The organism is Aeribacillus sp. FSL K6-8210, assembly GCF_037963925.1.
In the GTDB taxonomy this organism is placed as follows: Bacteria; Bacillota; Bacilli; order Bacillales; family Aeribacillaceae; genus Aeribacillus; species Aeribacillus composti.
Genome location: NZ_CP150172.1, coordinates 247,301 through 274,005 on the forward strand (window position 1 = coordinate 247,301; position 26,705 = coordinate 274,005).

Sequence of the window (26,705 nt, forward strand, 5' to 3'; positions counted from 1 at the left end):
TATGGGATTAAATGAAAGTGATCTTATCAAAGAACCAGCCTGTCAAACCAACAGCTTCAGCAATTACCTTTGGAGTGATCCGCCTGATGAAAACAAATGGGCGGATTGTGTCCATTGCGGTATGTGTTTAGAATCGTGCCCAACTTATGAGATCACGGGTCAGGAACAGCATTCTCCCCGCGGACGCGTCCATTTGATTAAATCAGTTGCAGAAGGAAAGCTTGAAGTGAACGAACATTTTATGGATCCTGTCTTTGCTTGTCTTGATTGCCGCGCTTGTACTACCGCTTGTCCTGCGGACGTCGATGTAGGGGGATTGATAGAAGAAGCGCGCGGTCAAATTCGCCAAGCCATGCCGTTAAAAGGCTGGAAAAAGGCGGTCAGCCATCTGTTTTTGCATAGTTTGTTTCCGCACCACAATCGCTTGTACACGTTAGGAAATGTGTTGAAATTGTATCAAAAAAGCGGCATGCAAACGTTTGTCCGTAAAACAGGGCTGATCAATATCATACCGCAGCACTTAGCCGAAATGGAAGCGATCATGCCGGAAGTGAAAAAGCCTGTGCGGAAAAAGTACAAACATGAAAAAGTCATTAAAGCAAAAGGAGAAACGAAGAGTACGGTTGCGTTTTTAACTGGCTGCGTAATGGATGTCATGTTCAGCGAAATTAATGAAGCAACAATTAACGTGTTAACTCGAAATGGAAATGACGTTATGATTCCGCAAAATCAAACTTGCTGCGGGGCTCTTCATGTTCATGCAGGCGACCGGGAAATGGGGAGAAAATTAGCGAAACAAAATATTGAAGCATTCCAACAAGCTGAAAAAGTAATTGTAAATTCTGCCGGTTGCGGATGTATGTTAAAAGAATATCCGGAGCTGTTCCGTGAAGACCCCGTTTGGCGCCAAAAAGCTGAAATATTTTCAAAAAAGGTGGAAGACATTTCAAAATACCTTTATGACACTGGTTATAAAAGGCCCATCGCCGAAATCAAGGCTCGTGTTGTCTATCATGATGCATGCCATTTAGCTCATGGACAGGGCATTCGTGACGAACCTCGCAGCCTTCTTCTTGATATACCTGGGGTCGAAATGGTTGAAATGGCGAATGCCGACCGATGCTGCGGCAGTGCTGGCATTTACAATATAACAAATCCGGAGATGGCTAAAGAAGTGCTTGATAGCAAAATGAAGAATGTTCCTAAAGAAGCAGAAATGATTGTAATGGGAAACCCCGGCTGTATGCTGCAGATGGCGATGGGTGTTCAAAGAAACGGAAGAAATCAAAAAATTGTTCATACCGTACAGCTGCTGGATTGGGCGTACCAAAAAGAAGATCGGCTAAAGGAGGGGGAGGAATGTCTCTAAAAGGGATAAGAACAAATGACAAACATATAAAAAACCTTGCAAACATTGTTGAAGGAAACCGTTCCATCTTGTATAAAAAAGAAGATTTATTAGCTTATGATTGCGATGGCTTTACCATTCATCGTCGTTTGCCGAGGGCAGTCGTTTTCCCGAATAATACAGAAGAAGTCGCAAAAATTGTGAAATATTGCCACGAACATGATTTGCCGTTCCTCGCCCGCGGCGCTGGAACTGGTCTCAGCGGCGGGGCGATCCCGTTGAATGGGGAAGTAATCATTAGTCTTGTAAAAATGAAACGCCTTATAAGTGTTGATTTTGAAAACAGGCGTGCAGTAGTGGAACCTGGATTTGTCAACTTAAAACTGACGAACTCCATTTCGGACAAAGGATATTATTATGCGCCTGATCCATCAAGCCAATATTGCTGCACCATCGGCGGAAATGTCGGTGAAAATGCGGGCGGTGCACACTGTCTAAAATATGGTGTGACGACAAATCACATTTTAGGGCTTGAAGTGGTATTGCCAAATGGCGAAGTCATTGAAATAGGCAAGGATGGAATACCTGATGCACCGGGCTATGATTTATTAGGACTTTTAACAGGATCAGAAGGAACTTTAGGAATTGTGACGAAAATAACGGTTCGTATTTTAAAAAACCCGGAAGCAAAGCAAACGGTGCTCGCTTATTTTGACAGCGTTGCGGATGGCAGTCAAGCCGTATCGGACATTATTTCTGCCGGAATTGTACCAGCAGCCCTTGAAATGATGGATCAAATAGCAATAGAAGCGGTTGAAGCGGCAGCGTTTCCTGTCGGCCATCCAAAAGACATTGAAGCGCTTTTGCTCATTGAAGTGGATGGAATATCCGCAGGTATAGACGAGCAAATCCATCAAATTTTAGAAGTTTGCAAGAGAAATCATGTTCGAGAAGTAAAAGTGGCACAAAGTGAAGAGGAAAGAGCTAGATGGTGGGCAAACCGCAAAACTGGATTTGGCGCAATGGGGGCGATCTCTCCTGATTATTTAGTTCAGGATGGTGTGATTCCCCGCAGCAAATTACCCGAAGTGTTAAACAGAATTCACGAAATCAGTCGAGAGTATGGTCTGCGCATCGCAAATATCTTTCATGCTGGCGATGGCAATCTGCACCCGCTTGTACTTTTTGATGCCAGAAAACCGGGCGAAACAGAAAAGGCTTTAAAAGCTGGCAGCGCCTGTTTGCAAGCATGTGCAGATGCCGGCGGATCGATTACAGGTGAACATGGAGTAGGGATCGAGAAAAGAGAAGAGATGCGCTTCATTTTTAGCGACGAAGAAATAGCGGCGCAAACGGATATTCGGGAAGTATTTAATCCGAAAAATTTATTAAATGCCGGGAAGCTCTTCCCAACTCCGGGACGTTGTTTGGAAGTGAAAAAAGAGGGGAAATCTGTTACAGCATCATAAAAAAGAATTTTAAGAAAATTATTGAAATGATTCCATCATCATGTTATCCTTTTTTAAACAATTACGAAACAGTGTTTCGTAATAACAAACAACAATTATAACATTTAAAGGAGGAATTGTGCCCATGAAAACAAACTATGTAAAAGTCGGCAATTTGCAAGTAGCTGAAAATTTGTATGATTTTATCAACAATGAAGCATTGCCGGGAAGCGGTGTGGAAAAAGATGAATTCTGGCTTCAGTTTGAGAACCTTGTTTATGAACTGACACCTATTAATAAAAATTTGCTTAAGCGTCGTGATGAAATCCAGCAAAAAATCAACGAATGGCACAAAAAACATCGCAACAAATTCAACTTTGAAGCCTATAAATCATTTTTGCAGGAAATCGGCTATTTAGAACAAGAAGTGGAAGACTTTAAGATTACAACAGAAAATGTCGATGACGAAATTGCTCTACAAGCCGGGCCGCAGTTAGTAGTGCCGATTAATAACGCACGGTACGCTCTCAACGCCGCCAATGCCCGATGGGGAAGTCTTTATGACGCTCTTTATGGAACAGATGTCATCAGCGAAGAAGATGGGGCTGAACGAAAAGGAGAGTATAATCCGATTCGCGGGGAAAAAGTCATTGCCTTTTCGAAAAACTTCCTTGATGAAGTAGTGCCGTTGCAAGAACATTTCCACCGAGACGCTGTTCAATACGCAGTTGAAGACGGGAATTTGCTTGTCACTTTAATGAATGGCAAGACAACCGCTCTTAAAGAAAGAGAAAAGTTCGTAGGCTACAGAGGAGAGTCGGATAAACCATCTGCCATTTTATTGAAGAACAACGGTCTTCATATTGAAATCCAGATCGATCGAAGCCATCCAATTGGAAAAAATGACGATGCGGGAATTAAAGATATTCTATTGGAAGCGGCTGTTACAACGATTATGGATTGCGAAGATTCTGTGGCGGCAGTGGATGCGGAAGACAAAGTGCTTGTTTATCGCAATTGGCTTGGCCTCATAAAAGGAGATTTGACAGCTACTTTTACAAAAAACGATAAAACGATTACACGTACGCTTAATGCTGACAGAACATACACATCCAAAACAGGAGAAAAGTTCACTCTCCCAGGTCGTTCACTTATGCTCATTCGTAACGTTGGGCATTTGATGACAAATAGTGCAGTGCTCATTGGAGAGGGAGAAGAGATCCCAGAAGGAATATTGGATACGGTTGTAACAAGTTTGATTGCTAAACATTCCCTTTTAGGAAATGGCAAATTTGAAAACTCCAGGAAAGGTTCGATCTACATTGTAAAACCTAAAATGCACGGGTCTGAGGAAGTGGCGTTTGCCAACTTGCTATTTAACCGCGTCGAAGATTTGCTGGGATTAAAACGGAATACGCTGAAAATTGGTGTGATGGATGAGGAACGGCGCACAACTTTGAATTTGAAAGCTTGTATTCGGGAAGTAAAAGATCGTGTTGTATTTATTAACACAGGGTTTTTGGACCGAACTGGCGATGAAATCCATACATCAATGGAAGCAGGTCCGATGATTCGGAAAAATGATATGAAAACATCTCAATGGCTGCAAGCCTATGAACGCTCAAACGTCTATATCGGTTTACAAAGCGGCTTCCAAGGCCGTGCGCAAATTGGAAAAGGCATGTGGGCAATGCCGGACATGATGGCGGAAATGCTCAAGCAAAAGATTGGCCATTTAAAAGCAGGAGGCAATACTGCGTGGGTGCCATCACCAACAGCGGCTACATTGCATGCTCTCCATTATCACCAAGTAAATGTAACAGATGTCCAAAACAAATTGGCTGAAACGATTGAAGATCTCCGTGATGAAATTTTACAAATTCCGGTTGCAGAAAACCCGAATTGGACCCCTGAAGAAATACAAGAAGAGTTAGATAATAATGCACAAGGAATTTTAGGATATGTTGTTCGTTGGGTGGAGTTAGGAATCGGCTGTTCAAAAGTTCCGGATATTAATAATATTGCTTTGATGGAAGACCGGGCAACGTTGCGGATTTCAAGCCAGCATATCGCAAACTGGCTGCATCACGGCATTGTTACGAAAGAACAAGTTCTTGAAACACTTAAGCGGATGGCGAAAATAGTCGACAAGCAAAATGAAAATGAACCTGGCTACCGCCCGATGTCAAAAGATTATGACCGCTCCGTTGCATTTCAAGCTGCGTGTGACCTCGTATTTAAAGGTTATGATCAACCTAACGGCTACACAGAACCGATTTTGCATCGCCGCCGTCTTGAAGCAAAAGCAAAATATGCTGTAAAACAATAACTTCTCATCATGAAGGCATCCTACCAAAGGGTGCCTTCTATTTAAAAGCTACATCTTCCATGCACAAAAACCGATCAAAATCTTTAGTTGCGCGGCTTTGGTTATGAATGAAAAGTTTTATTATGAAGGAGTTGAATGTATGAAAAACCTTCGGGAAAAGGCGCTGGAAGTTCATAAAAATCCGTTATTGGTCCTGAAGAACAGATTGTTATTCCAGAGGGAATAGATAGGGTAAAGTTTGAATCTGAGCTGGCAATGTAATCGGTAAACAAACGAAAATGGTGCCGGAATCAGAAGCATTGAATTATGTATTTGGGTACACGGTGGGCAACGACGTAACGGCGCCGCAGTTTTTCCATGAAGATGGCCATTGGACAATCGGTAAATCGTTTGACACATTTACCCCCCTTGGCCCTGTCATTGAAACAGAACTTGATACATTTCGCATTCATGTTGAAGCAAAGTTGAACGGTGTTAAAAAACAAGATAGTTCAACGGAATTGATGATTATTTCCATTCGGAAAATGATTTCCTATTTATCATCTGTCATGACACTTAAACCCGGTGATGTCCTTTTAACAGGAAGTCCGGTTGGAGCCGATTTTGTTCAAGCAGGAGATGTAATTGAATGCGAAATTAAAGGAATCGGCACATTAAAAAATACCGTTGTTGCTGCAAAAAAACGTGTTAACACGTTATGAAGGAAACAATCTTAGTATTCAAATGATAAAGTGAATAATGGAACAGAAAGAACTTGGCAGTTTTTGTTCTTCCTGTCATAATATAAGGGAATCAAGAAAATTTATATGGCGGAATTTGCACTCTAGCAAATTCCGCCAAGATTTTAGAAGGTGAACGGCTGTGGAAAGAGACAATATGGTCAAGTCTGTAAGCAGGGCGTTGGACATTATTCAACTTGTCAGCTTAAAAAAAGAAGGTTTAGGCGTCACAGAGATTGCCAATCAGATAGATATCAACAAAAGCTCCGTGTATCGAATCTTATCTACACTTGCCCGGTACGGCTATATTGAACAAGATTCCGAAACAGGACGATATAAACTGGGGTATAAATTTTTGGAAATCAGTTCGAAGCTATTAGAATCGATTGATCTTCGCAAAGAAGCAAAACCTTTCCTGCAAAAATTAGAAAATGAGACGAACGAAGTCATCCATCTGGTTGTTTATGACCAAGGGGAAGTCGTTTATATTGAAAAATTGGAAGGAAATGAAACGCTGCGCATGCATTCAAAAGTCGGAAAGCGTGCCCCAATGCATTGCACCTCTGTAGGAAAGGCCATTCTCGCCAATTTGCCGTCAAGTGTAGTTTTAGACATCCTTGACAGAAAAGGGTTGCCGATGCATACGAAAAATACGATTACGAATAAGGATGCATTTTTGAAAGAGCTCATTCGAGTAAAACAACAAGGATATGCACTAGATTTAGAAGAAAACGAATATGGGATTCGTTGTATTGCTGCCCCAATTTTTGATCATTTGGGGAAGGTCATTGCTGCCGTGAGCGTATCAGGACCAACCATTCGAATGACAGATGAGAGGCTCAAACAACTTCAGCCGCGGATGATTGAAATAGGAAAGCAAATTTCTGCTCGGCTTGGTTTTGTTGAATATGCTTGAGTAATACCTTCGCCTTATTTGAATTGGATTTCGCTCCAACTTTTCAAATAGGGCAAGGGTTTGATTATTACATAACAAAGGAATTAGTTAATGATAAAAAATTCAGAAAATATTGATAATTAAAAAAATAAAAGGTATAATGAGTGTACAATGATTTTCCATTCATGTGGGTGAATTACATTTTGAATAAGAGAGGGGAAAATCTCTTGTGAGTACTGGATTGTTGGCTTTTTTATCGCTTCTTCCAATTTTAATCGTCGGAATTTTCTTGGTTGGGTTTCGATGGTCAGCTAGCAAAGCGATGCCGATTTCATATGTTGTGGCCGTCATACTTGCGCTCTTTGTTTGGAAAGTATCAGCAGCCAATGTAATAGCTGCCTCCATAAATGGTTTGGTTGTAGCTGCTACACTATTGTACATCATTTTTGGCGCCATTTTGCTTTTAAATACTTTGCAAGAAAGTGGGGGAATTAAAACAATCCGGCAAGGGTTCACCGATATTTCTCCAGACCGGCGCATTCAAGTAATTATTGTCGCATGGTTATTTGGTTCGTTTATTGAAGGATCCGCAGGCTTTGGTACACCAGCTGCAGTTGCTGTTCCATTATTAGTAGGATTAGGATTCCCAGCGATGGCAGCCGTTGTGGCGGGCATGGTCATACAAAGCACACCCGTTTCATTCGGTGCTGTCGGCACACCGATTCTTGTCGGCGTACAATCAGGATTATCCGCTGATGCAACGATTACTGATAACTTGTTGTCGTTGGTCACTTTGATTGGAGCGAAAGTTGCTATTCTTCATATGATAACGGGCACTCTTGTTCCATTATTTGTTGTAGCCCTAATGACCAAATTTTTTGGAAAAAACAAGTCGTTTTCTGAAGGAATTAAAGTTTGGAAATTTGCCTTGTTTGCGGCTTTTACAATGACGATACCATATCTCATCGTTGCCAATGTCCTTGGCCCTGAATTTCCTTCCATGGTTGGCGGCTTGGTCGGATTAGCAATCGTTATTGCCACTGCGAAAAAAGGTTTTTTAATGCCATCTCAAGAAGAAGTATGGGATTTTGAAGAAAAGTCTAAATGGGATCCGGATTGGATAGGAAAAATTGAGATTAAAGATATCGCACACAAGAACGGCAAGATGAGCATGATTAGCGCTTGGACTCCGTATATTTTAGTTGGCCTGTTTTTAGTGGCGACCAGGTTGAAATCGCTTCCGATCGGCGGATGGCTGCAAGCGTGGACGATTGAGATTCGGAATATGTTTGGAACAAATATTACGGCTAGCTTTCAACCGCTTTATTCACCAGGAACAATTTTTATTGTTGTGTCACTGATTACCTTTTTTATTCACGGTATGAATGGAAGCGCATACAAACGTGCTTGGATGCATTCAGGGAAAACGATGATCTCAGCTTCAACCGCGCTAATTTTTACCGTTCCAATGGTTCAAGTGTTTTTAAATTCAGGCGGCGGTGCTGCAGGTTATGATCAAATGCCAATTGAATTGGCGAACGGAGTAGCAGCGCTGGCGGGCAATTATTGGCCCTTTTTCTCCACATTTATTGGTGGACTAGGCGCTTTTATAGCTGGCAGCAACACGGTCAGTAATATGATGTTTTCTTTATTTCAATATAATGTAGGTTCCCAAATTGGTGTTGATCCCACTTGGATTGTTGCCCTTCAGGCGGTAGGTGGTGCGGCTGGGAATATGATTTGTGTACACAATGTCGTCGCTGCTTCGGCAGTAGTCGGGTTGGTAGGAAAAGAAGGAGCAGTTATTAGAAAAACATTGCTCCCATTTACGTATTATGCTTTAATGGCCGGTTCGATTGGATACTCGATTGCATGGTACTCCGAAAAGGGAATATTTAATCTCGGTTCCTTGATTGCAGTCTTGATCGCAGTTGCCGCCGTTTACATCATTGCAACAAATAAAAAACGGGCAACATGGCCCGCTCATAATAAGTCATCATTTGGCGCAAAACAATAATCCTAACAAAAAGAATGGATATAATAATTTTTTAAGAAAAAGTAAAGGCTGTCTTAAAATATTTGCTCCCCTTCACTAGGGGAGTTTTTCTATGTCAAAAACATACTAACATTAGTAGTACAGACCTAGGCCAAGGTTTGTGCTACTATTTTTTTATAGTAGAAGTGAAGGAAGGTCGAACATCCCCTGGGACCAAATAGAGTCCGTATTAAAAACAGACCAACTTCACATCCTTATTTGAATCAGTTTAGTATGTTGGGTCCGAAGAGACCGTGTATAAGAAAATGGAATCAATAAGGCAATGTGAAGAACTTCTATGTTTGGCTAAAAAGGAGAGGCAGAAAATATGAAACACGTAGTGGCATTTGATGTCAGTATGGGGAAAAGTACAATGGTCATTTATGACCGTTATCGTCAATGCGAATATGAGGGTGAAATAACCCATAACCGCTACTCTTTCGAGAAATTAAACGAAACCCTTATATCTTTAACACAAAAAGATGCACAGGCACCTGATATTGTCTTTGAAGCAACAGGCGTATATTCAAAACCACTAGAACGATTCTTAGGTGATCAAGGATATGTATTATCGAGTTAACCCACTCGAAGCGAATATTCAAATGGCTTCAATGAGGAGACAAAAAACAGATAAAAGCGACGCTCATGAACTTGCGAAAACTCACTTTAGAGTTGAACGTGAACAAACTTATCAAGAAGGGGAATATTATAAACAAATGCGTGCAATGACGAGATATTATGATGAATTAAGTAGTGAAATGACGCATTTATATAGTCGTTTACATGCGATTCTACAATTGAGTTTTCCCGAGTTAGAAAAGCTATTCAGTAAACGTTCTGCTTTATTTTTGAATGTCGTTCAATTATACCCTCATCCGGATCATGTGTTAGTTTGTTCAAAAACAGTGATTCGTAATCGTTTAAAAGCCAACACAAGAAAAAACTTATCATTGGCACGTGCTGAAGAAAAAGGGATCGCTTTAATCGAAGCAGCAAAAGAAGCGTATCCAGCAATTTCAAAAGATGATATTCGCTGTGAACAAGTGCGGGATTATGTCAAACGGATTGCAGACTTGAAGGAGAAAAGAGATCAACTTGTCCAAAAGATGGTTAAATTATCGAAAGATAAACAAGAGTATCAGATTTTAATTTCATTTCCAGGAATCGGAGAAACGACTGCAGTTCGTTTAATTGGAGAATTAGGAGATATTCGACGATTCAAAAACCATAAACAACTGAATGCTTACGTCGGTATTGATATTATGAGATATCAATCTGGGAATACCTTTTATAAAGACAAGATTAATAAAAGAGGAAATAACAAACTTAGAAAGATTCTATTTTACATGATCCAGACCATGATCCAACTACGGAAAAACACACAAAATCATATTGTAGATTATTATGATAAATTAAAAACGCAACCCCAGAGGAAACCTCATAAAGTTGCGTCCATAGCATGCGTGAATAAGTTCTTGAAATCGGCTTATCACCTTATCACACATAATCTGAAATACGATTACGAAAAGGCAACAATGCATCAGTAATCGTAAGTAAGATTATATCACAAAGACCTGACGAAAAAAATGGAAATCGTGAGGTCTATTTGTCATGCGAAAATTTATTTTGGAAGGAAGGGGTCCCCCTTCCTTCCAAAATAAAATCTATATTAACCAAATTATTTAATAAAAAATACTTGACTAGAGGTAAGAAGGGGGTGTCTAATAAGTCGTTTTTACGGCTTATGGACGCCCCCATGAATGTTTTAGAAACGTTGATATATCGGTGTTTATGATTTTTTGTTTTCAATGGGGATTTGACTTTCTGGACAGCCCCGTGAAGAGTGATAATAGGACTTGTATACTTTACAAAGTTGCTCTCACAATATCGCCCTATATTAAAATCCAGCTTTTTTTATGCAGATATAAGATGTGCTTGGTTGCACGTAAATATCAACGAAGTTTACATCAATAAGAAACTCCTTGGAGCCTAAAGGGGTTTTTGTGACTATTATGTTAACTATGATTGAACAACATATTTATATTTTGAAAAGGTGAAAAAATTTTAAAATGACATATCCCCCCTAGGGGGATATTATTATAATAAGGAGGAATGAAATATGTGTCAAAACCACCATCATCAAAATCATGAACATAAATATCGCAAGCAGGTCATTAATCGATTAGCGCGAATTGAGGGACATGTTCGTTCCATTAAAGAAATGGCGATAGAAGGAAGAGACTGTCCTGAAATTCTTCTGCAAATTGCGGCTGTAAGGAAAGCGTTAGATAATGCAGCAAAAGTAATTTTTGTTGATCATATGGAGAATTGTCTAGTAAATGCTGTTCAACAAGGAAATGAGGAACAAGTATTAAACGATTTAAAAAAAGCATTAGAGAATTTCATTCGATAAGGGGATTAACTTTTTTGATGATTCCAGAGGGTATCAGTCAGGAGCGATCAACAAAACAAAAAATAAAGATCATCCTAGCATTAGCTGTTCCTGCCATGATCGAAAATATTTTGCAGACAGTGGTAGGATTTGTAGACACACTTTTTGTATCAAAATTAGGATTAAACGAAGTCACAGCAGTAGGCGTGGCAAATGCTGTTCTAGCCGTATATATCGCCATTTTCATGGCAGTTGGAGTAGGGGCTACTTCTTTGATCGCACGTCATGTCGGTGCTGGTAATATTGATCAAGCAAAAGCCGTTGCTAAGCAGTCAACCATTCTTTCTTTTTTTATAGGTTTATTTTTTGGTCTTATCACCTTATTTTTCACAGAACCTTTACTTCGTATTATGGGAGCAGAACCAAACGTTTTAGTAGACGCCTCTGTTTATTTTCGGATTGTAGCTGTCCCGTCTGTTTTTATTTCTTTAATGTTTATCTTTGGAAGTATTTTACGAGCTGCTGGCGATACAAAAACACCGATGAAAGTAAGCTGGTGGATTAATATCATCCATATCGGTTTGGACTACTTTTTCATTTTTGGTTTATTGGGATTTCACGGGTTGGGCTTAGCAGGAGCAGCCTGGGCGACAGTCATTGTAAGAGTGCTGGGAGCCATCGCTCTTTATTATTACATTCAAAAATCGTCTATATCATTTTCTTTATTTCAGAAATCTTCTTTGGATATAAAGAAATTCACATTGCCTATTTTGAGGCTGTCTGCTCCTGCAGCAATTGAACGCTTAATTATGCGTTTAGGGCAAGTGCTTTACTTTGGATTAATTGTTCGAATTGGAACGGAAACGTATGCAGCTCATACAATTGCCGGGAATATCGAAACATTTTCCTATATGCTAGGATATGGCTTAGCTGCGGCAGCATCAACACTTGTTGGGCAGCATATTGGGGCAAAGCTTGAAAAAGAGGCTTATACATATGGAATGCTGACGACTTATATCGCCATGTTATTTATGTCTATTATAGGTGTTCTGTTGTTTTTTCTTTCTCCTTGGCTTGCTACTTGGTTTACAACAGATAAACAGGCTATTGAGATGGTTACTACGGCATTAAGAATTGATGCTTTTGCCCAACCAGCATTAGCTATGGGATTGGTGTTGACTGGAGCTTTACAAGGAGCAGGAGATACAAAAAGCCCCGTGTACAGTACAGCGGTCGGCATGTGGGTCATTCGTATTGTAGGTGTATATGTATTGGGCATCCAATTAAATTTAGGAATAGCAGGAGTATGGCTATCCATTGTAATCGATCAAGTCATTCGAGCCCTGTTTTTATGGTGGAGATTTAAAAAGCAAATCAAACATTGAACAATACAATTCTATGTATAGAAAACTATGATTCTCAAATACTTTAGTATGCTAATGAACTAAAAATATCCATTGACATTCATTTTTATGTTGTGTTATTTTTATTTTATGTTAATTTATTACTCTAATATATTATCGAATTAAAGTATCCTCATAGATGCGTTTTTATAGCAATTATCGTTATGCTTTTTTAAGCTTATTTGATGCAAATGTTGTCCGAACTATTGCAGATGCATTTACGGATGGTTTAATTGTGATTAGTAGTGGGGGACATTTAAATTTTTTGGACATGCAATAGGTTAAAAACAAAATGAAAATAAATTAAAGGTGGTTATCTACAGTATGAAACGATTAGCAATGTTTATTCTAACTATGGCAGCGTTATTCTCGCTCCTGATAGGATGCTCCAAATCGGAGGAAAAAGACAAAACGCTAGTAATTGGAATAGATGATAAATTTGCACCTATGGGGTTCCGGGATGAGAATAATGAAATTGTAGGGTTTGACATTGACTACGCCAAGGCAGCTGCCGAAAAAATGGGAACAAAGGTAAAATTTCAGCCGATCGATTGGAAAACAAAAGAATCTGAATTAAGCAGCGGACGGATCGATCTCATTTGGAACGGGTATACCATTACGGAGGAGCGCAAAAAGAAGGTTCTTTTTACAAAGCCTTATATGAAAAATGCACAAGTTGTGGTCACACTTGCTGATTCAAACATTTCTAAACTTGATGATCTAGAAGGCAAAGTGGTTGGTCTTCAATCTCTATCTTCTGCAGCCGATGCGTTGGATAAAAATCCGATTAAATCGAAAATCAAGACGGTTACGGAGTATGCCGACAATGTTCTGGCATTGAAGGATCTAAAGCTAAAACGTGTTGATGCAGTAGTGATTGATGAAGTTGTCATTAAATATTACATGTCGAAAGAAAAAGATACTTATAAACTGCTCGATGAATCCCTTGCACAAGAAGAATATGGAATTGGTGTTAAAAAGGGTAATGAGGAACTGCTGAATAAACTGCAAAAAGCTCTCGATGAGCTGAATGAGGACGGCACTGCCGCCGAAATCTCGCAAAAGTGGTTTGGCGAAAATAAGGTATTAAAGTAAAATAGACCAAACTTGGATTTCCTTGAGAAACCCTGTTTTGCTGTTGGAGGAATTCTTTCATGTCCGTAGATTATTTCAACTCAATCATTAAGCCGATGCTGCTAGGCGCACAGATGACGGTTCTCTTGTTTTTGATCGTCATTGTGTTGTCAATTCCGCTCGGCTTCATACTAACACTTGCTGTAAGAAGCAGGTTCAAGCCTTTATCGTGGCTTACACAGATTTATATATATGTGATGCGGGGCACTCCATTGCTGCTTCAGCTGCTTTTTATATGTTTTGGACTGCCGATGATCCCTGTGATCGGAGATTATTTGGTATTAGACCGCTTTGTCGCAGCTTGTTTGGGTTTTATATTGAACTATGCTGCATATTTTGCCGAGATTTTCCGCGGCGGTTTGCTGGCTATTGATAAAGGTCAGTATGAGGCATCACAAGTCCTAGGCTTGAATAAATGGCAGACGATGACGAGAATCATACTTCCACAAATGTTCCGCATCGCACTTCCTGCCGTCGCTAACGAATCGGTTACACTAGTTAAGGATACCGCACTGCTCTATGCTGTTGCCGTACCAGAATTATTACACTATGCACAGACTGCTGTGAACCGTGATTTTACAATCGTGCCTTTCTTCATCGCAGGCATTATTTATCTGATCATGACGCTCTTATTAACTGTTCTCTTTAAGTGGCTCGAACGACGGTTCAAATTTGATTAAAAAGGAGTAGTGAGTGTGGTTCTCATTGAAGTATCCAACCTCAAAAAATCATATGGCAAGTTGGATGTATTAAAACAGATAACATTTGATGTTAACAAGAACGACGTAATTGCTGTGATCGGACCATCTGGCTCTGGTAAAAGTACAATGCTCCGTAGCCTAGTCCATCTTGAGGAAATTGACGGAGGCAGCATTTGTATATCCGGGGATTATTTGGTGAAGGACGGGATTTACTCAAAACCGCAGGAGATTAAGCGGATCACCTCTAAGATGGGAATGGTTTTCCAACATTTCAATCTCTTTCCTCACCTCACGGTTAAAGAAAATTTGGAACTTGCTCCTAGGCTAGTAAAGAAGGAGTTAAATGCGGAAATTGAACGACGCAGCACAGAACTTCTGAAGAAAATCGGGCTCTCCGATCGGGCATCAGCTTATCCTGCAAAACTTTCGGGCGGTCAAAAACAAAGAGTCGCCATTGCTCGTGCGCTTATGATGAACCCTGAAATCCTGCTGTTTGATGAACCTACTTCCGCCTTGGACCCGGAGTTAACCGGCGAAGTACTGCAAGTAATGAAGCAGCTGGCTGAAGAGCACATGACGATGATTGTGGTGACACATGAGATGGGGTTCGCCAAGGAGGTTGCAAACCGAGTCATTTTCATGGACAACGGGGAAATCATCGAATCCGGACTTCCGACTGAGATTTTTACAAACCCGAAGTTTGAACGAACGAAAGCTTTCTTGAACCGCAGTTTGAAATAATCCGGGACGCTGTCTATTAGTAGATTACTTGACACTTGCTACTTAAAATAAATAGTAACTGATCAACAAATAAAACGTACTTTTAGCACACCCCAAATCTGTTTTAAATAAAACATATTAAGATTAGCAGCACAGACTACGGCAAGGTCTGTGCTGCTATTTTTGTACACCCGGCAGAGTGTAATAATCTCTAGGGTGAAAGCCCCGAGCCGTGAAGGCAGAAGTAACGGTACGTACGGTGGTGTGAGAGGTCGGGGGTTAGTCACCCCCTCCTACTCGATTAGTAGAAGCGGTGAAAAGGTCATGAGCCCCGGAACCATAAGTTTGTTGTACAAATTCATTCGATGGGGTATGGAGCAGGATCATTTAGAAAGAGCCTTGCCTTTTTAGCATTCGTTCCTAAGTGCTTTTTCTCAGTTTATTGATGAATTGCTCAGACAAAATGTTGAAGGAAAGAATATGGTCCATATACACTTCACCGATTAGTTGTATCTCTTCATTTTCATGCTGTAAAGAATATGGGAGAGTTTTTTCTATTAATGGTATATGTTTTTCTGGTTCTTGAACAATGGTGTTCCATGCACGTATGATCAGCTCTAAGTCTTCACTGAACAGTGCGCTTTCCAATTCTTCCGTCGGTAACGGCTCTGATAATAGGGGCATTTCATCCACGAACTGTTTTGAATAAAGTCCTTCTAAAAATTTTTCAAAGTTTTCAGCTAGCTCCTCTGTATTTGCACCAAGATAAAATATTTTCTGAGTTTCAAGGTGAAGGACAATATTTCCATTGGTACAAACTGCAATCGGGATGACGCTGCCTTCTAATTTCAATTCCTCAAGAGATAAAAAGCGGTCGATTTCTATAGCTTCCTTTTCCGTTAAAAAATACATTTTCTCCGCTTCTCCTTCGTGTAAAGCAGTCACGAAAGACGCATACTGATCCGGCAGTTTGTAAGGAAGACTATGTCTCTCTTTTTTTGCTTTATGGCGGCTATGATTTTCCTTCTCAAATTCCTGATCGTGGTGAAAAATTTGTGTTTTATAAAAATGGGTAATGGAAAATTGTTTTGCGGCTACCTTCCATTCCGTCATCGGATTGTCAAATAAAACACTTAAGATGAAGCTTTTGTTATTAAGATCCCCTTCTTCATAAAGCCAAAACATACCTGGTGTTAAAGGTATTTCGGATTGTTCCTCCTTGATTCCAGTAATCTCAATAACGATGGCATCCCCCTTGCTGAAACTGCCTTCCCCATTTAACGTTAATCTGAGTGCATCGTAATCGCGATGGATATATTGTAATTCTGCGTCATGTAATCCATCTTCCAAAATGCTGATCAGCTCTTCCGGCAGATTTTCGCGAATATGTTCAAAATGATTATTCGCTTCATCTAACACTTTTTCGCATTCCTCAATTTTAGCCTTCAACCAAAGACTCGGGAATTGTAAGCAGGTGCGCCTTCTGCATTTCGTCATACCATTCTTTTGTAAAAAATTTCATTATATCTCTCCTTATATGCTATCCGCCATTTTTTCTCATACAATGAATTCACTTCTTATAAGCGTTTCACCTGCTAAAAAGGAGAAATTTAACAAAATAGGTGATGGGGGTGTCTAATAATTCGTTTTTACGGCTTATTGACGCCCCCATGAATGTTTTAGAAACGTTGATATATCGGTGTTTATGATTTTTTGTTTTCAATGGGGATCTGACTTTCTGGACAGCCCCTTTAATTTTTTAACTTAATATGCGATGAAATAAAAACATCCATGAGTAATTTTACTCCCCACCCATGCATGAAAATCCATCATTCCTTCCCATAATGGATATGAACGCAAACAGTTTTGAAAGACGTTCTCTTTAATGGTGGTTCGACCCTGTAATAAAAACTGTTTGAGTCCATTTGGTGTTCCACCCATTGTCAGCCCTTTTCGTGTGAAAAGGTGACTACGAACAGAAAAATGCCTAACGTGCAAATGGACTCCCTGTTTGCGAATTTATCGATGGAAGGAGTAAGAATCATGGATGTTCTTTATCATCGTTGTGCAGGATTAGATATCCATGCCGAAACAATTGTCGTTTGTGCTCTTCTTGGAGAGGAAGAACACGTTCAAAAGGAAGTTGAAACATTTCCTACTTTCACGAAAGACTTGTTTCGTCTTCTGAAATGGTTAGAAGATCGTGGTGTCACTCATATTGCGATGGAGAGTACGGGCGTTTACTGGAAACCTGTGTTCAATATTTTGGAAGATTACTTTGACATTACACTTGCCAACGCTCAGCGAATCAAAAATGTACCGGGGAGAAAAACCGATGTTTCCGATGCAGAATGGATCGCCAAATTGTTGCGTTACGGATTGATCGAGAAGAGTTTCGTACCTCCTGAGAACATTCGAGAATTACGGGATTTAACTCGCTTGCGCAAAAAATGGATCGGGCAGTTAACCGCGGAGAAAAACCGCATTCAAAAAGTGTTGGAATGTTCCAATATCAAGTTAAGTTCCGTGATTTCGGATGTATTTGGTGTATCTGGGCGAAAGCTACTGGAACGTTTAATGAAACAGGGATACATCGAAGAAACCGAAGTCGATGCTTGCATTCACAGGAGTATGAAGAGGAAAAAACAACAAATTCAGGATTCTCTCTTTGGTACATTGACCAACCATCAACTGTTCATGATTCGCCAATCGTGGAAGCACATCGAATCGTTGGAAAGTTTACTTCGAGACATCGAAGAACGAATCGACCAACTCTTACAAGTATACAAACAAGAGATGGAGCTTCTTGTGACCATACCGGGGGTCAAGAAGGAAACCGCTGCCGTGATTATCGCTGAAATCGGAGTCGATATGGGACAATTTCCAACGTCTCAACACCTCGCTTCATGGGCGGGAGTCGCGCCGGGAAATCATGAAAGTGCTGGAAAACGAAAAAGTACCCGAACGACGAAGGGGAATCCGCATATCAAGTCGGCGTTATGTGAGGCGGCTTGGGCTTTGTCTCGATGTAGGAATCAACGTTTGGCAGCGAAATATTGGTCATTGGCGGCACGCAGGGGAAAGAAAAAAGCACTCGTTGCGATCGCGCACCGAATGCTTACCATCATTTACTGCATCATTTCTCGAAAAGAACCGTTTCGAGAGCAGTAAATAAATTAGTATAACCAAAAAGGTTCAGAAATATACGAGATACCTAAAAATAAGGTAGCTCTGCTTTCCTATTGCCTTTTTTTGGTCGTTAATAGGGTATCCAATTTGATTGTGGGGTATACCGCTTCAGCCATGGTTAATTGATTTTCACAGAAAAAGTGAAGGCTAAAATATCAATATTTTTATTGGCAGGAAACGTAAAGAGATTTTTCTTGCTTTGTGGAAAGGGAAAATTTTTTTAATGGTTACTGCCAATGAATTTTTTGAAGAATGGAAGAAAAGTTGTTTGCAAATGTTTACTCAGATTTTGACCTGCTGCATGAGCAGCAAGAAAATGTCTAGTTATGGAATGCTATCCTAATTTTTAAGCTAAACATTTAGCAGCTTCATAGATTGTGTGAATTTTAGGAGGGATAAAATGACACATATCGCAGTTGACATCGGTGCATCAAGCGGACGGCTTGTCATAGGGGATATAAAAAATGGGAAATTGACAATTGAAGAAATACACCGATTTGCCAATGGTTTTACGGAACGAAATGGAACGTATTATTGGGATATTGATCATTTGCTGACGGAAATTGTAAAGGGATTGGCATATGCCAAAACATTGGGAGTGAAAAGGTGTACACTTGGAATCGATACTTGGGCTACAGATTATGTGCTGGTCGATCAAGAAGGAAAAAGGGTGCAAGAGGTCATAGCATACAGAGATAAAAGAACAGAACGGACGATTGAGAAGATTACGAAGCATATTTCCAAAAAAGATATATATGAAAAAACAGGCATTCAGTTTTTATCCTTCAACACCTTATACCAGTTATATGAAGAAAAAAAAGAAAATCTTGAAAAAACGAAAATGATTATGACAGTTCCTGATTACTTAGGATACAAACTGACTGGATGTGCAGTGACGGAAGTGACAAGCGCATCTTGTACTCAGCTTTTAAACGTGAAAGAAAAAGATTTTGATCAAGATTTGCTTCAGCTGCTGTCAATTGAGCGTGAGCAGTTTCCGCCGTTTTCTTACCCCGGGGACATGCTCGGATATGTCAGAAACGAATATTTTCCTGATTACGATCTGCCCGAAACAAAAGTGATTATAGTCGGTTCTCATGATACAGCTTCCGCAGTTGCAGGAGTACCTGCTGCTGAAAAAAATTGGGCGTATTTAAGCAGCGGAACTTGGTCTTTGATTGGGATTGAATCGGATGCGCCAATCATTACAGAAAAATCATTATTTTACAATTATACAAATGAGTGGGGAGTGTTTGGGACATACCGTTTTTTAAAAAATATTATGGGCATGTGGATTATTCAAGAAGTGAGAAGACATTTAACGAAAGATTACAATTTTGCCCAAATGGTTGATGAGGCAAGAAAGGCGCCTCCGTGCAAACAATTTATCAATTTTAACGATCAGCGATTTTTTAATCCGGACAATATGGTAGAAGAAATTCAGAAATATTGCAGGGAAACGCTTCAGCCTGTGCCGCAATCAACAGGAGAAATTGCGAGATGTGTATTTACAAATCTGGCTATACTATATTCCTTGTCAATTGATGAAATTGAAAGTATATCGGGCAGAACAATCGATTCATTATATATTGTCGGAGGCGGCTCGCAAAATGATTTCATAAACGAAATGACCGCTGCTGTAAGCGGAAAAACGGTTTTTGCCGGTCCCTCTGAAGCAACGGCTGTAGGAAATATTTTAATTCAGCTAATAGCGGAGAAAAAGCTTGCAAATTTACAGGAAGGACGGAATCTAGTTTTGAACTCTTTTTCTATAAAGCGTTTTGATCCAAGAGAAAGCGGAAACGATGTATTAAAAGAACAATTTAAACAAGCTGTTTTCTCCTGGATATGTACAGAGTACCGGCTCCATAAGAAAAATTGATCATAACACAATAACTCATAGTGCCTATGTTACATCAGGAATGAGCGGCGCTCCAATTTATGTTCACCAGCAATTGGAATGTATTATCATTAAAAAGTACATCGAGTTGGGGAATAGCATTTCCAACAGCCTCAAAAAATTTCATTTAAACTTGGGGGCGCAAAATGAAACAGAATATGGAAAGGTTCCTTTTGATGTTCTTAATAGATTAGCTGCCGTTTTATCGGATCATGTACAATAAAAGAGTTTTTAGAATAAAGAAAGAATTGGTGTCACTATTCCAAAAGGCAAATAAATGAACTTCAAAAGGAACCACAAAAATTTTTCTCTCAATTTATTGCTCCAAGAAAAATGTTAACGGAATGTTGAACATAAATTTTAATAGAGAAATATTTGAAAAAGGTAAACCGATTCTTTTTACAGTGAAAAAGTCAAGAAAAAAGCGGTAAGACTTTACTTTAGCTGTTTAATTTTTTTCATCATTTTGTGAAAACCTTCCTCTCCCATTGTTAATAATTCTTTCTTCATTTGTTGATTGACTAGGCAAAAAGCAGGGATTCCTTGAATACCAAAAGATTGTGCGATTGCATAGTTTTGATCTAAAACTACAGGAATTGTAATCTTTTTTTCCTCTACTCGTGTTTTCACAAGCTCCAACGCTTTCTCTTCAGCTGTATAAGGTACATGAACGGCAATGACATGAAAGGTTTCAAGATTAACTGTTTCTTCTAATAACTGATCCGTTAATTCACTGCAATACGGGCAGCTAATTGACCAAAAATAAAACAAAAGCCGATTGGATGATGGGAAATCATGGCCGTTTTTTGGAACGTTCAGCCACGGCAAGTCTTTTGTCATTGTTTGTATTAAATCCATGTGCTGTTCCTCCTCATTGATCCTTTAGTTGCATAGCGATAATTTTACCAATTGCTTCCTCCGCGGCAAAAGGACTGACCATTCCGGACGGCTTATCCAGTTCTTCTTTTAGACACTTCAACATAAGAGGTTCAATTTTAGACGGATCGATCAAGGAGATTGCCCATGATGCCCAAAAACGCGGTTTTCCTTCTGTATTTCGTGCAACTTCAACGAGGGCGTTCAGACTGTGATGTCCGATTCTCATTAAGGATAAAGCAGCTGACATTCTTATATCTTCGTCGTCATCTTTTAAAAGCGAAGCGAGTTCGGGAACTGCTTCCTTTGCATCTGCACCAAATTCCCCCAGCACAACGGATGAAATCATTCGGAGGGATTTCTCATCTTTTAAAGCTTTTATGAGTATTGGGACAGCGGCTTTTCCCGTTTTTTTTAGCTCTTTCACTCCTTGAAATACCGTTGCTTCATCGCTGCTTTTTAGTTTCGTTAAGGCTTGAGAGATTATTTCATTTGAACTCATGAAAATTCATCTCCTTAAGAAAAAGTATTAAATCCCTTCTGATTCAACGTTCATATTGATAGAAAGATAAGAATAAAATCGTGCTTAACACGATCATGAAAAGAGGCAGCCAATAGAAAAGAAGGTTTTTGAAAAGAAAAAACAAAAGGATGTAACAAAGGGTGCTCCCCATACAAATGAAAGCAAAATTTTTATAGTATGAAATCAGGCTGAGAGAGGGGTCTTTTTTATATGTTCTAACAAATGCCGCCCAGCGGATGGAAAGCATGAGCATGTATCCTCCAAGCCCGTACAAACTAAATGAAAGGAAATCTGTAAAAGCAGTGTTGAAATGGAAATGCCACATACCCACGCAATAAAGATAAAATAGAAAGATCCAAGCGGTATTCGAGCCTTCCAGCAGCAATGCTTTTTTCCATAGTTTTCCCGGCAGCAAAAAAAGATCTCCAGACTTTGCATGTCTAATTAATCCTGAATAGTAGGAACTGCTGAAAAAAGCTCCGATTGTTAAAACGACCAAAATATAAAACCAATAAATGTTTTTTGCAATGAAAACGGGAACTAAGATGAGAAGAACAAACAAATGAGTAGCATGAAAAAAAATGTATTTCTTGGCAAGCAATATTTCGAGCCAAAGGAAAGAAAAAATACCGTTTAATCCTTTCAGCCCCCACCATGTGTGCATCTCTTTCAGGCTGTTTTTAAAAAAATCGGTTTGATGATCTTGAAACTCCGCCCAAAAATCAGCTTCTTTTACCAATTTTTCTTTGCATTCCGATTTTTTCGTTGTTATTCGAATAATCATGAACGAAAGGGCGATCATGATTAGAAAGGCAAGAAACCCTTGCAGCAAAAAGCTGTTTGTAAATAAATAGCCGATAAAGCCGATATGGTGGCTAATATACTTCTGCCAAATCAATTCATTGGCTTGAAAAAAAGAACCATAGAGAGCAATACCATATATAACGGTGAGAATGAAGGCAACAAAGGAGAAAGCAATTTTTGTTCCTTTTACAGTTCTGGCACAGGACATAGCCATTATCCATGATTCTAATAAAACAATGAGACAAAGTAATCGGATTGATTGTGCTGTTAACCGGCCAAATGGATTTCCTGCCAAAAAATAAACGGCATCAGCTGTGATTCCTGAGAGAAGACAGAGCAACCCTTTCCAAGACAATCGCCATAATAATATGGAATAAACGATTTTAGTGAAAGAATAAGGGGCGGTATAAAGCCATATGACGTCTTGCATGAGCCCAGGTATGCGGTTGGAAAGCAGCCCAAAAATGGTCATGACAATAAAAATTCCTGAGCAAATCCATCCTGTATAGGCAATGTCCCAACTTCTGGAATTAGCCCCCCATTCAAGTTGAAACAGAAAAAACCATATAAATAAAACAAAAATGAACAGAAAGAATTTTATCCCGTGTTTTTGGCTATCGATTTCTCTTTTCGCTTGAAGGAACAAAAATGACCAAATATTAATCATTTGACCAATCCCCTAAACTGCGTATGACTTCTTGCTTCCAGGCTGGATATTCTTCGTTGTTTTTTGGTACGGCCATTTCTTTTACAATACGGCCTTCTCGAATTAATAACACTCTGTTAGCCGTTTCCAATACAAATTCGAGGCTGTGGGTGGATATGAGAATGGCGCTATGATGCTTTGATTTACGGACAAGCCAGTTGGCAAGCCATTGTTTGGAAGAAATATCCAAACCGATTGTTGGTTCATCCAATATATATATAGAAGCGTTTTGTATAATGGCGCCAGCCAAAATAACCCTTTGCTTTTGTCCCCTTGACAATTGCCCGCTTAATCGATCCGCCAACGATTCAATATTTACCTCTTTTAAAGCTTCATAAACTTTTTTTTGAAGGTCTTTTTTTTCAACTTTGAAGGCTCTGGCGCGAAATTGCAAATGTTCCGCTACGGTTAAGGTAGGGTACAAATATGGGTGATCCGGAATTAGCGAAGCGGATTGCTGCGCTTCAACCGTACCAGGGGAATGCCCCGCAATTTTGATCGTCCCATCATCAGGGGTGTATAATCCAGCGAGACACCTAATGGTTGTTGTTTTACCTGCCCCGTTTGGCCCTAATAAGGCTACGATTTCTCCTGAATGAACGGAAAAAGTTATATCTTCTACACCATCGCCGTTACGATATTTTTTCTTCAAATTGGTTACTTGGATGATCTTCATGCCTCTCCTCCATTGTTATACTGAGGGTTGTTTGAAGGTTTCACTGGCCTTCAATTTTTTCTGGAAAGTGTAATCCCAAAGCGGCTTCATGACAAGAATAAAATTATAAATAAAATGAATGGTTAAGGAGGACAGAAAACCGAACTGGATGAAAAAGAATCCCAGTATAATGCCAAAGATCACTAATTGGATCCATCTGATCCATCTGGGATGAAATCCTGTTCCTTGGTGCATAATGGCCCATAGAATGGAGGAAATGATGATCGCCAAAGCCCAATTGCCGCTCAACCACCATATCGTCGGAATGATCAACAAACGGTAGACTGTTTCCTCTGCAATGGAGCTTTGCAGGCCGATGCTTAATCCTTGTTTAAATGTAAAGCCTGACAAGTAAATGGTACGATTGGACAACTCGGGAGAAATTCGCAGCCAATTTTTCTCTTCCAGCCATGAAAAAATTGCTGAAAAAAAACCTAAGCAGCCGATGCCGACACTTAAGCCGACGAAAAACTGCCATACAGCATTATCAAAAAAAGCTATTTGGAGAACATTACTCAAAGAGTGCCCTGCCAATGAACATATATATACGACGAAACCTGTGGCCAATCCTGCTAAAATTGCCGATAAGATTCCAAGAGCATAAACCGTTTTTATGCTGAGGCGGGAATCATAAGTATTGACGATGCTCAGTTGAATGTCTTCTTTTATTGTTATGATGTTACAAAAGAATAGAACCGCCCCCAGCAAGATGCTTGCAGTGATGCCGGCATTTTGGCGAAGGTTGATAAGGATGATGATCGCTGCAATAACGGCCAGGCATGACGCTAATACTCCCGTCATATTTAAGGTAGATTCCATTTGCTCTTTCTTAACCGCTGTTTCGATGTCTTCTGTCAATATCTCTTGTTCTGAACCGATATAGAATATTTGCCCGTTATGGATTTCAACCGTTATTTTCATTCTTACTGGTTGAGATTCGGCAATATACCAGTACGTTTCAATATTTTCCAAGTCTTCTTCTTTTCTGCCTGCACCTGTGAATTGAGATGCAGCCCATAATCCATTATCTGAGACGGCAAGCTCTTTTTTTAATTGTTCCGGAGAGGAAAAAGCGCCTTTATGTTTCGCCATTTCTTTCTTTGACAGGTTCGCGGTGTAAAACGTAATTTCTCCATTTGAATTGATGCCAATGATGACTGATCGGTTTTCTCGAACGAATCTAATTCTCCATGATTCGACTAAACCCCAATGATATAAAATATGGCGAACTTTGTTTAACAATCCTAGGTGATGCAGCATATTGACGGTATTTCGGTCGTACCAATACATCGCATAAAAATCCCAATCTGATACATCAATGCCGGAATACCGTTTAATGAATTGCACTGCCAATTCCCGAGCTTCTTTTTTATGTAATAATAGCGATTCGTACGTTTTTGGTTTGAATTTGTAAAACAGAAAGGTTCCTGCAATAGGAAGGATGATCCATAATAAATGGATGATGGTCGTCATCATGGTTTAACCTCAGCTTCTTTTTGAATGGTAAAAGGCAAATCGGCTTCAGGTAATTCTATCTTTCCTATACATCTACATTGTTTAGCAAGTCGCTTCGCTTGCATTAGCCTTTCCGGTGAACCGATCTCCTGCATGCTGTTTTTTAAGACGTTTCCAAGGGATGTATCTTCAATTTGACAAGGTGTAACTTGTCCATCCGCACGAATATACCATGACAAAAATCCCGGCGTGCAGAAATCTGTAAGACTATCATTTTGATGGTGGTCTTCCCAATCCATAATAATGATTTGATCACTCCATCTTTTTTTGGCGTCTGCCAACTGCTGCTTTACTTTCTCCTTCATTTCGCTTGTCATGTCTTGATATTCAGATGCTCTGCCTACGGGAATAGTTTGACCCGCACGAAATACAACTGCGCCAACTTCCACCGATTTTTCGATTACTTCATAAACTTCTTTGTAGTTGAGTTGGTTAACAGTCATAGCAATGAGGACGGGAACCGATGATTGAGCAAAACGTTCGGCATTTTTCAAGCTTTCGGAAAATCCTCCTTCTCTCCCTCTTAACTTGTCATGGGTGCTGCTGTTTCCATCTATACTTATTTGGACACTGACATTTCCCAAGTGGCTGATCAGTTCAATCTCATCGTCGCGCCAATTTAGGCCATTGCTAAAAAGGTTGACGTTCGTAAATAAAGAACTGGCTGTGGCAATGATTTTCAAGAAATTTTTTGTTAGCTTTGCTTCTCCGCCTGTAATGGTGATGTCAGCTACACCGTGAGATGCGAGTTTTTGCAACACTTTTATCCATTGGGAAGATGATAGTTCATCTGGATACGGTTTTCCTGAGCTTGCATAACAGAAAGGACACTTCAAATTGCACATATTTGTTAATTGAAGGGTGCAGCTGATTGGCAAATAGTACTCTGTAGATCCGGTGATCATCAAAGGGTGATTTAGCAGGCCTTTTTTCCACGCTGATGTAAATGGATGTGAATCTAGCTCGTTATTTAATTCTTCCTCACTTACCTTTTCTTTTGAAAGAATCTCCCAAATTCTTGCCGTTTTTTGAACACTGTTATTTTTGGCAAGCATTAAAGCTAATTCTGTTCCCCTGCCGCTAAGTCTAAAATAGAACATGCTTTTTCTGTCAAGCAAAATGGCCCCATGAGGTTGGAAGTGGATCGCAAATTCTGGTGAAGTGTTAGTTGCCGTTTCTAACAATTTTGACATAAAATCCTCCCTCTATAAATGTTGATATATCAATGGTTGTAGCCATTTTCAGGGGTGTCAAAAAATTTTTTTTCGACACGTTTTCTAACTTTGTTTCTCAAATCTGTATATATATGACATTGGATGGGTGCGCTTCACTGCCACTACTCCTTTACTTTAG

19 protein-coding genes and 2 pseudogenes are annotated in these 26,705 nt (G+C 39.7%); 14 read left to right on the top strand and 7 right to left on the bottom strand.

All coding sequences use genetic code 11. The features are described from left to right. The first annotated feature begins 1 nt into the window (after position 1). The 12 genes and pseudogenes from NSQ41_RS01310 to NSQ41_RS01365 all read left to right on the top strand — a co-directional run bounded on the left by NSQ41_RS01310 (position 2) and on the right by NSQ41_RS01365 (position 15,145). Complete coding sequence (locus NSQ41_RS01310) at positions 2–1,369, top strand: (Fe-S)-binding protein (protein ID WP_327873467.1); 1,368 nt, start codon at positions 2–4, stop codon at positions 1,367–1,369. Next, positions 1,360–2,817, top strand: coding sequence for an FAD-linked oxidase C-terminal domain-containing protein (locus tag NSQ41_RS01315; protein ID WP_094244931.1), 1,458 nt, complete (start codon positions 1,360–1,362; stop codon positions 2,815–2,817). The genes NSQ41_RS01310 and NSQ41_RS01315 overlap by 10 nt, the downstream gene beginning before the upstream one ends. Positions 2,818–2,941: 124 nt before the next feature. After that, positions 2,942–5,125, top strand: a complete 2,184-nt coding sequence (locus NSQ41_RS01320; protein WP_339210812.1) for a malate synthase G — start codon at positions 2,942–2,944, stop codon at positions 5,123–5,125. A gap of 180 nt (positions 5,126–5,305) precedes the next feature. Beyond that, positions 5,306–5,826: pseudogene (locus tag NSQ41_RS01325) on the top strand (fumarylacetoacetate hydrolase family protein); the annotation flags it as partial. Positions 5,827–5,986: 160 nt separating this feature from the next. Further along, on the top strand, positions 5,987–6,760 hold the full coding sequence (locus NSQ41_RS01330; RefSeq protein WP_063386495.1) for an IclR family transcriptional regulator: 774 nt from the start codon (positions 5,987–5,989) through the stop codon (positions 6,758–6,760). Positions 6,761–6,968: 208 nt separating this feature from the next. Continuing rightward, positions 6,969–8,756: an L-lactate permease gene (locus NSQ41_RS01335; protein ID WP_339210814.1), complete on the top strand. Its 1,788-nt coding sequence runs from the start codon at positions 6,969–6,971 to the stop codon at positions 8,754–8,756. Between the two features lie 346 nt (positions 8,757–9,102). Then, positions 9,103–10,321: pseudogene (locus tag NSQ41_RS01340) on the top strand (IS110 family transposase). A 572-nt stretch (positions 10,322–10,893) separates the two neighbouring features. Next, positions 10,894–11,187, top strand: a complete 294-nt coding sequence (locus tag NSQ41_RS01345) for a metal-sensing transcriptional repressor (RefSeq protein WP_339210816.1) — start codon at positions 10,894–10,896, stop codon at positions 11,185–11,187. Positions 11,188–11,204: 17 nt separating this feature from the next. Further along, positions 11,205–12,551 carry an MATE family efflux transporter gene (locus NSQ41_RS01350; RefSeq protein WP_339211587.1) on the top strand — a complete coding sequence of 449 codons (1,347 nt, stop codon included), beginning with the start codon at positions 11,205–11,207 and terminating at the stop codon, positions 12,549–12,551. A 342-nt stretch (positions 12,552–12,893) separates the two neighbouring features. After that, positions 12,894–13,664 carry an amino acid ABC transporter substrate-binding protein gene (locus NSQ41_RS01355; protein WP_063386498.1) on the top strand — a complete coding sequence of 257 codons (771 nt, stop codon included), beginning with the start codon at positions 12,894–12,896 and terminating at the stop codon, positions 13,662–13,664. A 59-nt stretch (positions 13,665–13,723) separates the two neighbouring features. Continuing rightward, positions 13,724–14,383 carry an amino acid ABC transporter permease gene (locus tag NSQ41_RS01360; protein ID WP_063386499.1) on the top strand — a complete coding sequence of 220 codons (660 nt, stop codon included), beginning with the start codon at positions 13,724–13,726 and terminating at the stop codon, positions 14,381–14,383. 15 nt (positions 14,384–14,398) lie between these two features. Next, positions 14,399–15,145: an amino acid ABC transporter ATP-binding protein gene (locus tag NSQ41_RS01365; RefSeq protein ID WP_066250409.1), complete on the top strand. Its 747-nt coding sequence runs from the start codon at positions 14,399–14,401 to the stop codon at positions 15,143–15,145. Positions 15,146–15,544: 399 nt separating this feature from the next. Here the strand turns inward: NSQ41_RS01365 and NSQ41_RS01370 are convergent, their stop codons facing one another. Continuing rightward, positions 15,545–16,573, bottom strand: a complete 1,029-nt coding sequence (locus NSQ41_RS01370) for a DUF4085 family protein (protein ID WP_339210817.1) — start codon at positions 16,571–16,573, stop codon at positions 15,545–15,547. Positions 16,574–17,167: 594 nt separating this feature from the next. Here NSQ41_RS01370 and NSQ41_RS01375 point away from each other — a divergent pair. Together NSQ41_RS01375 and rhaB are read left to right on the top strand one after the other, a co-directional pair. Next, on the top strand, positions 17,168–18,295 hold the full coding sequence (locus tag NSQ41_RS01375; RefSeq protein ID WP_094244858.1) for an IS110 family transposase: 1,128 nt from the start codon (positions 17,168–17,170) through the stop codon (positions 18,293–18,295). A gap of 418 nt (positions 18,296–18,713) precedes the next feature. Further along, positions 18,714–20,195 carry a rhamnulokinase gene (rhaB, locus tag NSQ41_RS01380; protein WP_327873478.1) on the top strand — a complete coding sequence of 494 codons (1,482 nt, stop codon included), beginning with the start codon at positions 18,714–18,716 and terminating at the stop codon, positions 20,193–20,195. Positions 20,196–20,648: 453 nt separating this feature from the next. Here the strand turns inward: rhaB and NSQ41_RS01385 are convergent, their stop codons facing one another. The 6 genes from NSQ41_RS01385 to skfB are packed head-to-tail and all read right to left on the bottom strand — an operon-like array spanning position 20,649 to position 26,545. After that, positions 20,649–21,071: a TlpA disulfide reductase family protein gene (locus NSQ41_RS01385; protein ID WP_094244947.1), complete on the bottom strand. Its 423-nt coding sequence runs from the start codon at positions 21,069–21,071 to the stop codon at positions 20,649–20,651. Positions 21,072–21,084: 13 nt separating this feature from the next. Further along, positions 21,085–21,591, bottom strand: coding sequence for a HEAT repeat domain-containing protein (locus NSQ41_RS01390; RefSeq protein WP_063386519.1), 507 nt, complete (start codon positions 21,589–21,591; stop codon positions 21,085–21,087). 43 nt (positions 21,592–21,634) lie between these two features. After that, on the bottom strand, positions 21,635–23,083 hold the full coding sequence (gene skfF / locus NSQ41_RS01395) for a sporulation killing factor system integral membrane protein (RefSeq protein WP_311066778.1): 1,449 nt from the start codon (positions 23,081–23,083) through the stop codon (positions 21,635–21,637). After that, positions 23,076–23,798, bottom strand: a complete 723-nt coding sequence (locus tag NSQ41_RS01400; RefSeq protein ID WP_063386521.1) for an ABC transporter ATP-binding protein — start codon at positions 23,796–23,798, stop codon at positions 23,076–23,078. Before NSQ41_RS01400 ends, skfF begins: the two co-directional genes overlap by 8 nt. A 15-nt stretch (positions 23,799–23,813) precedes the next feature. Further along, a complete protein-coding gene (locus tag NSQ41_RS01405) occupies positions 23,814–25,310 on the bottom strand; it encodes a type II CAAX endopeptidase family protein (protein WP_066250462.1) in 1,497 nt (498 codons plus the stop codon). Then, a complete protein-coding gene (skfB, locus tag NSQ41_RS01410) occupies positions 25,310–26,545 on the bottom strand; it encodes a sporulation killing factor system radical SAM maturase (RefSeq protein ID WP_117017014.1) in 1,236 nt (411 codons plus the stop codon). Before skfB ends, NSQ41_RS01405 begins: the two co-directional genes overlap by 1 nt. Positions 26,546–26,705 lie beyond the last annotated feature (160 nt).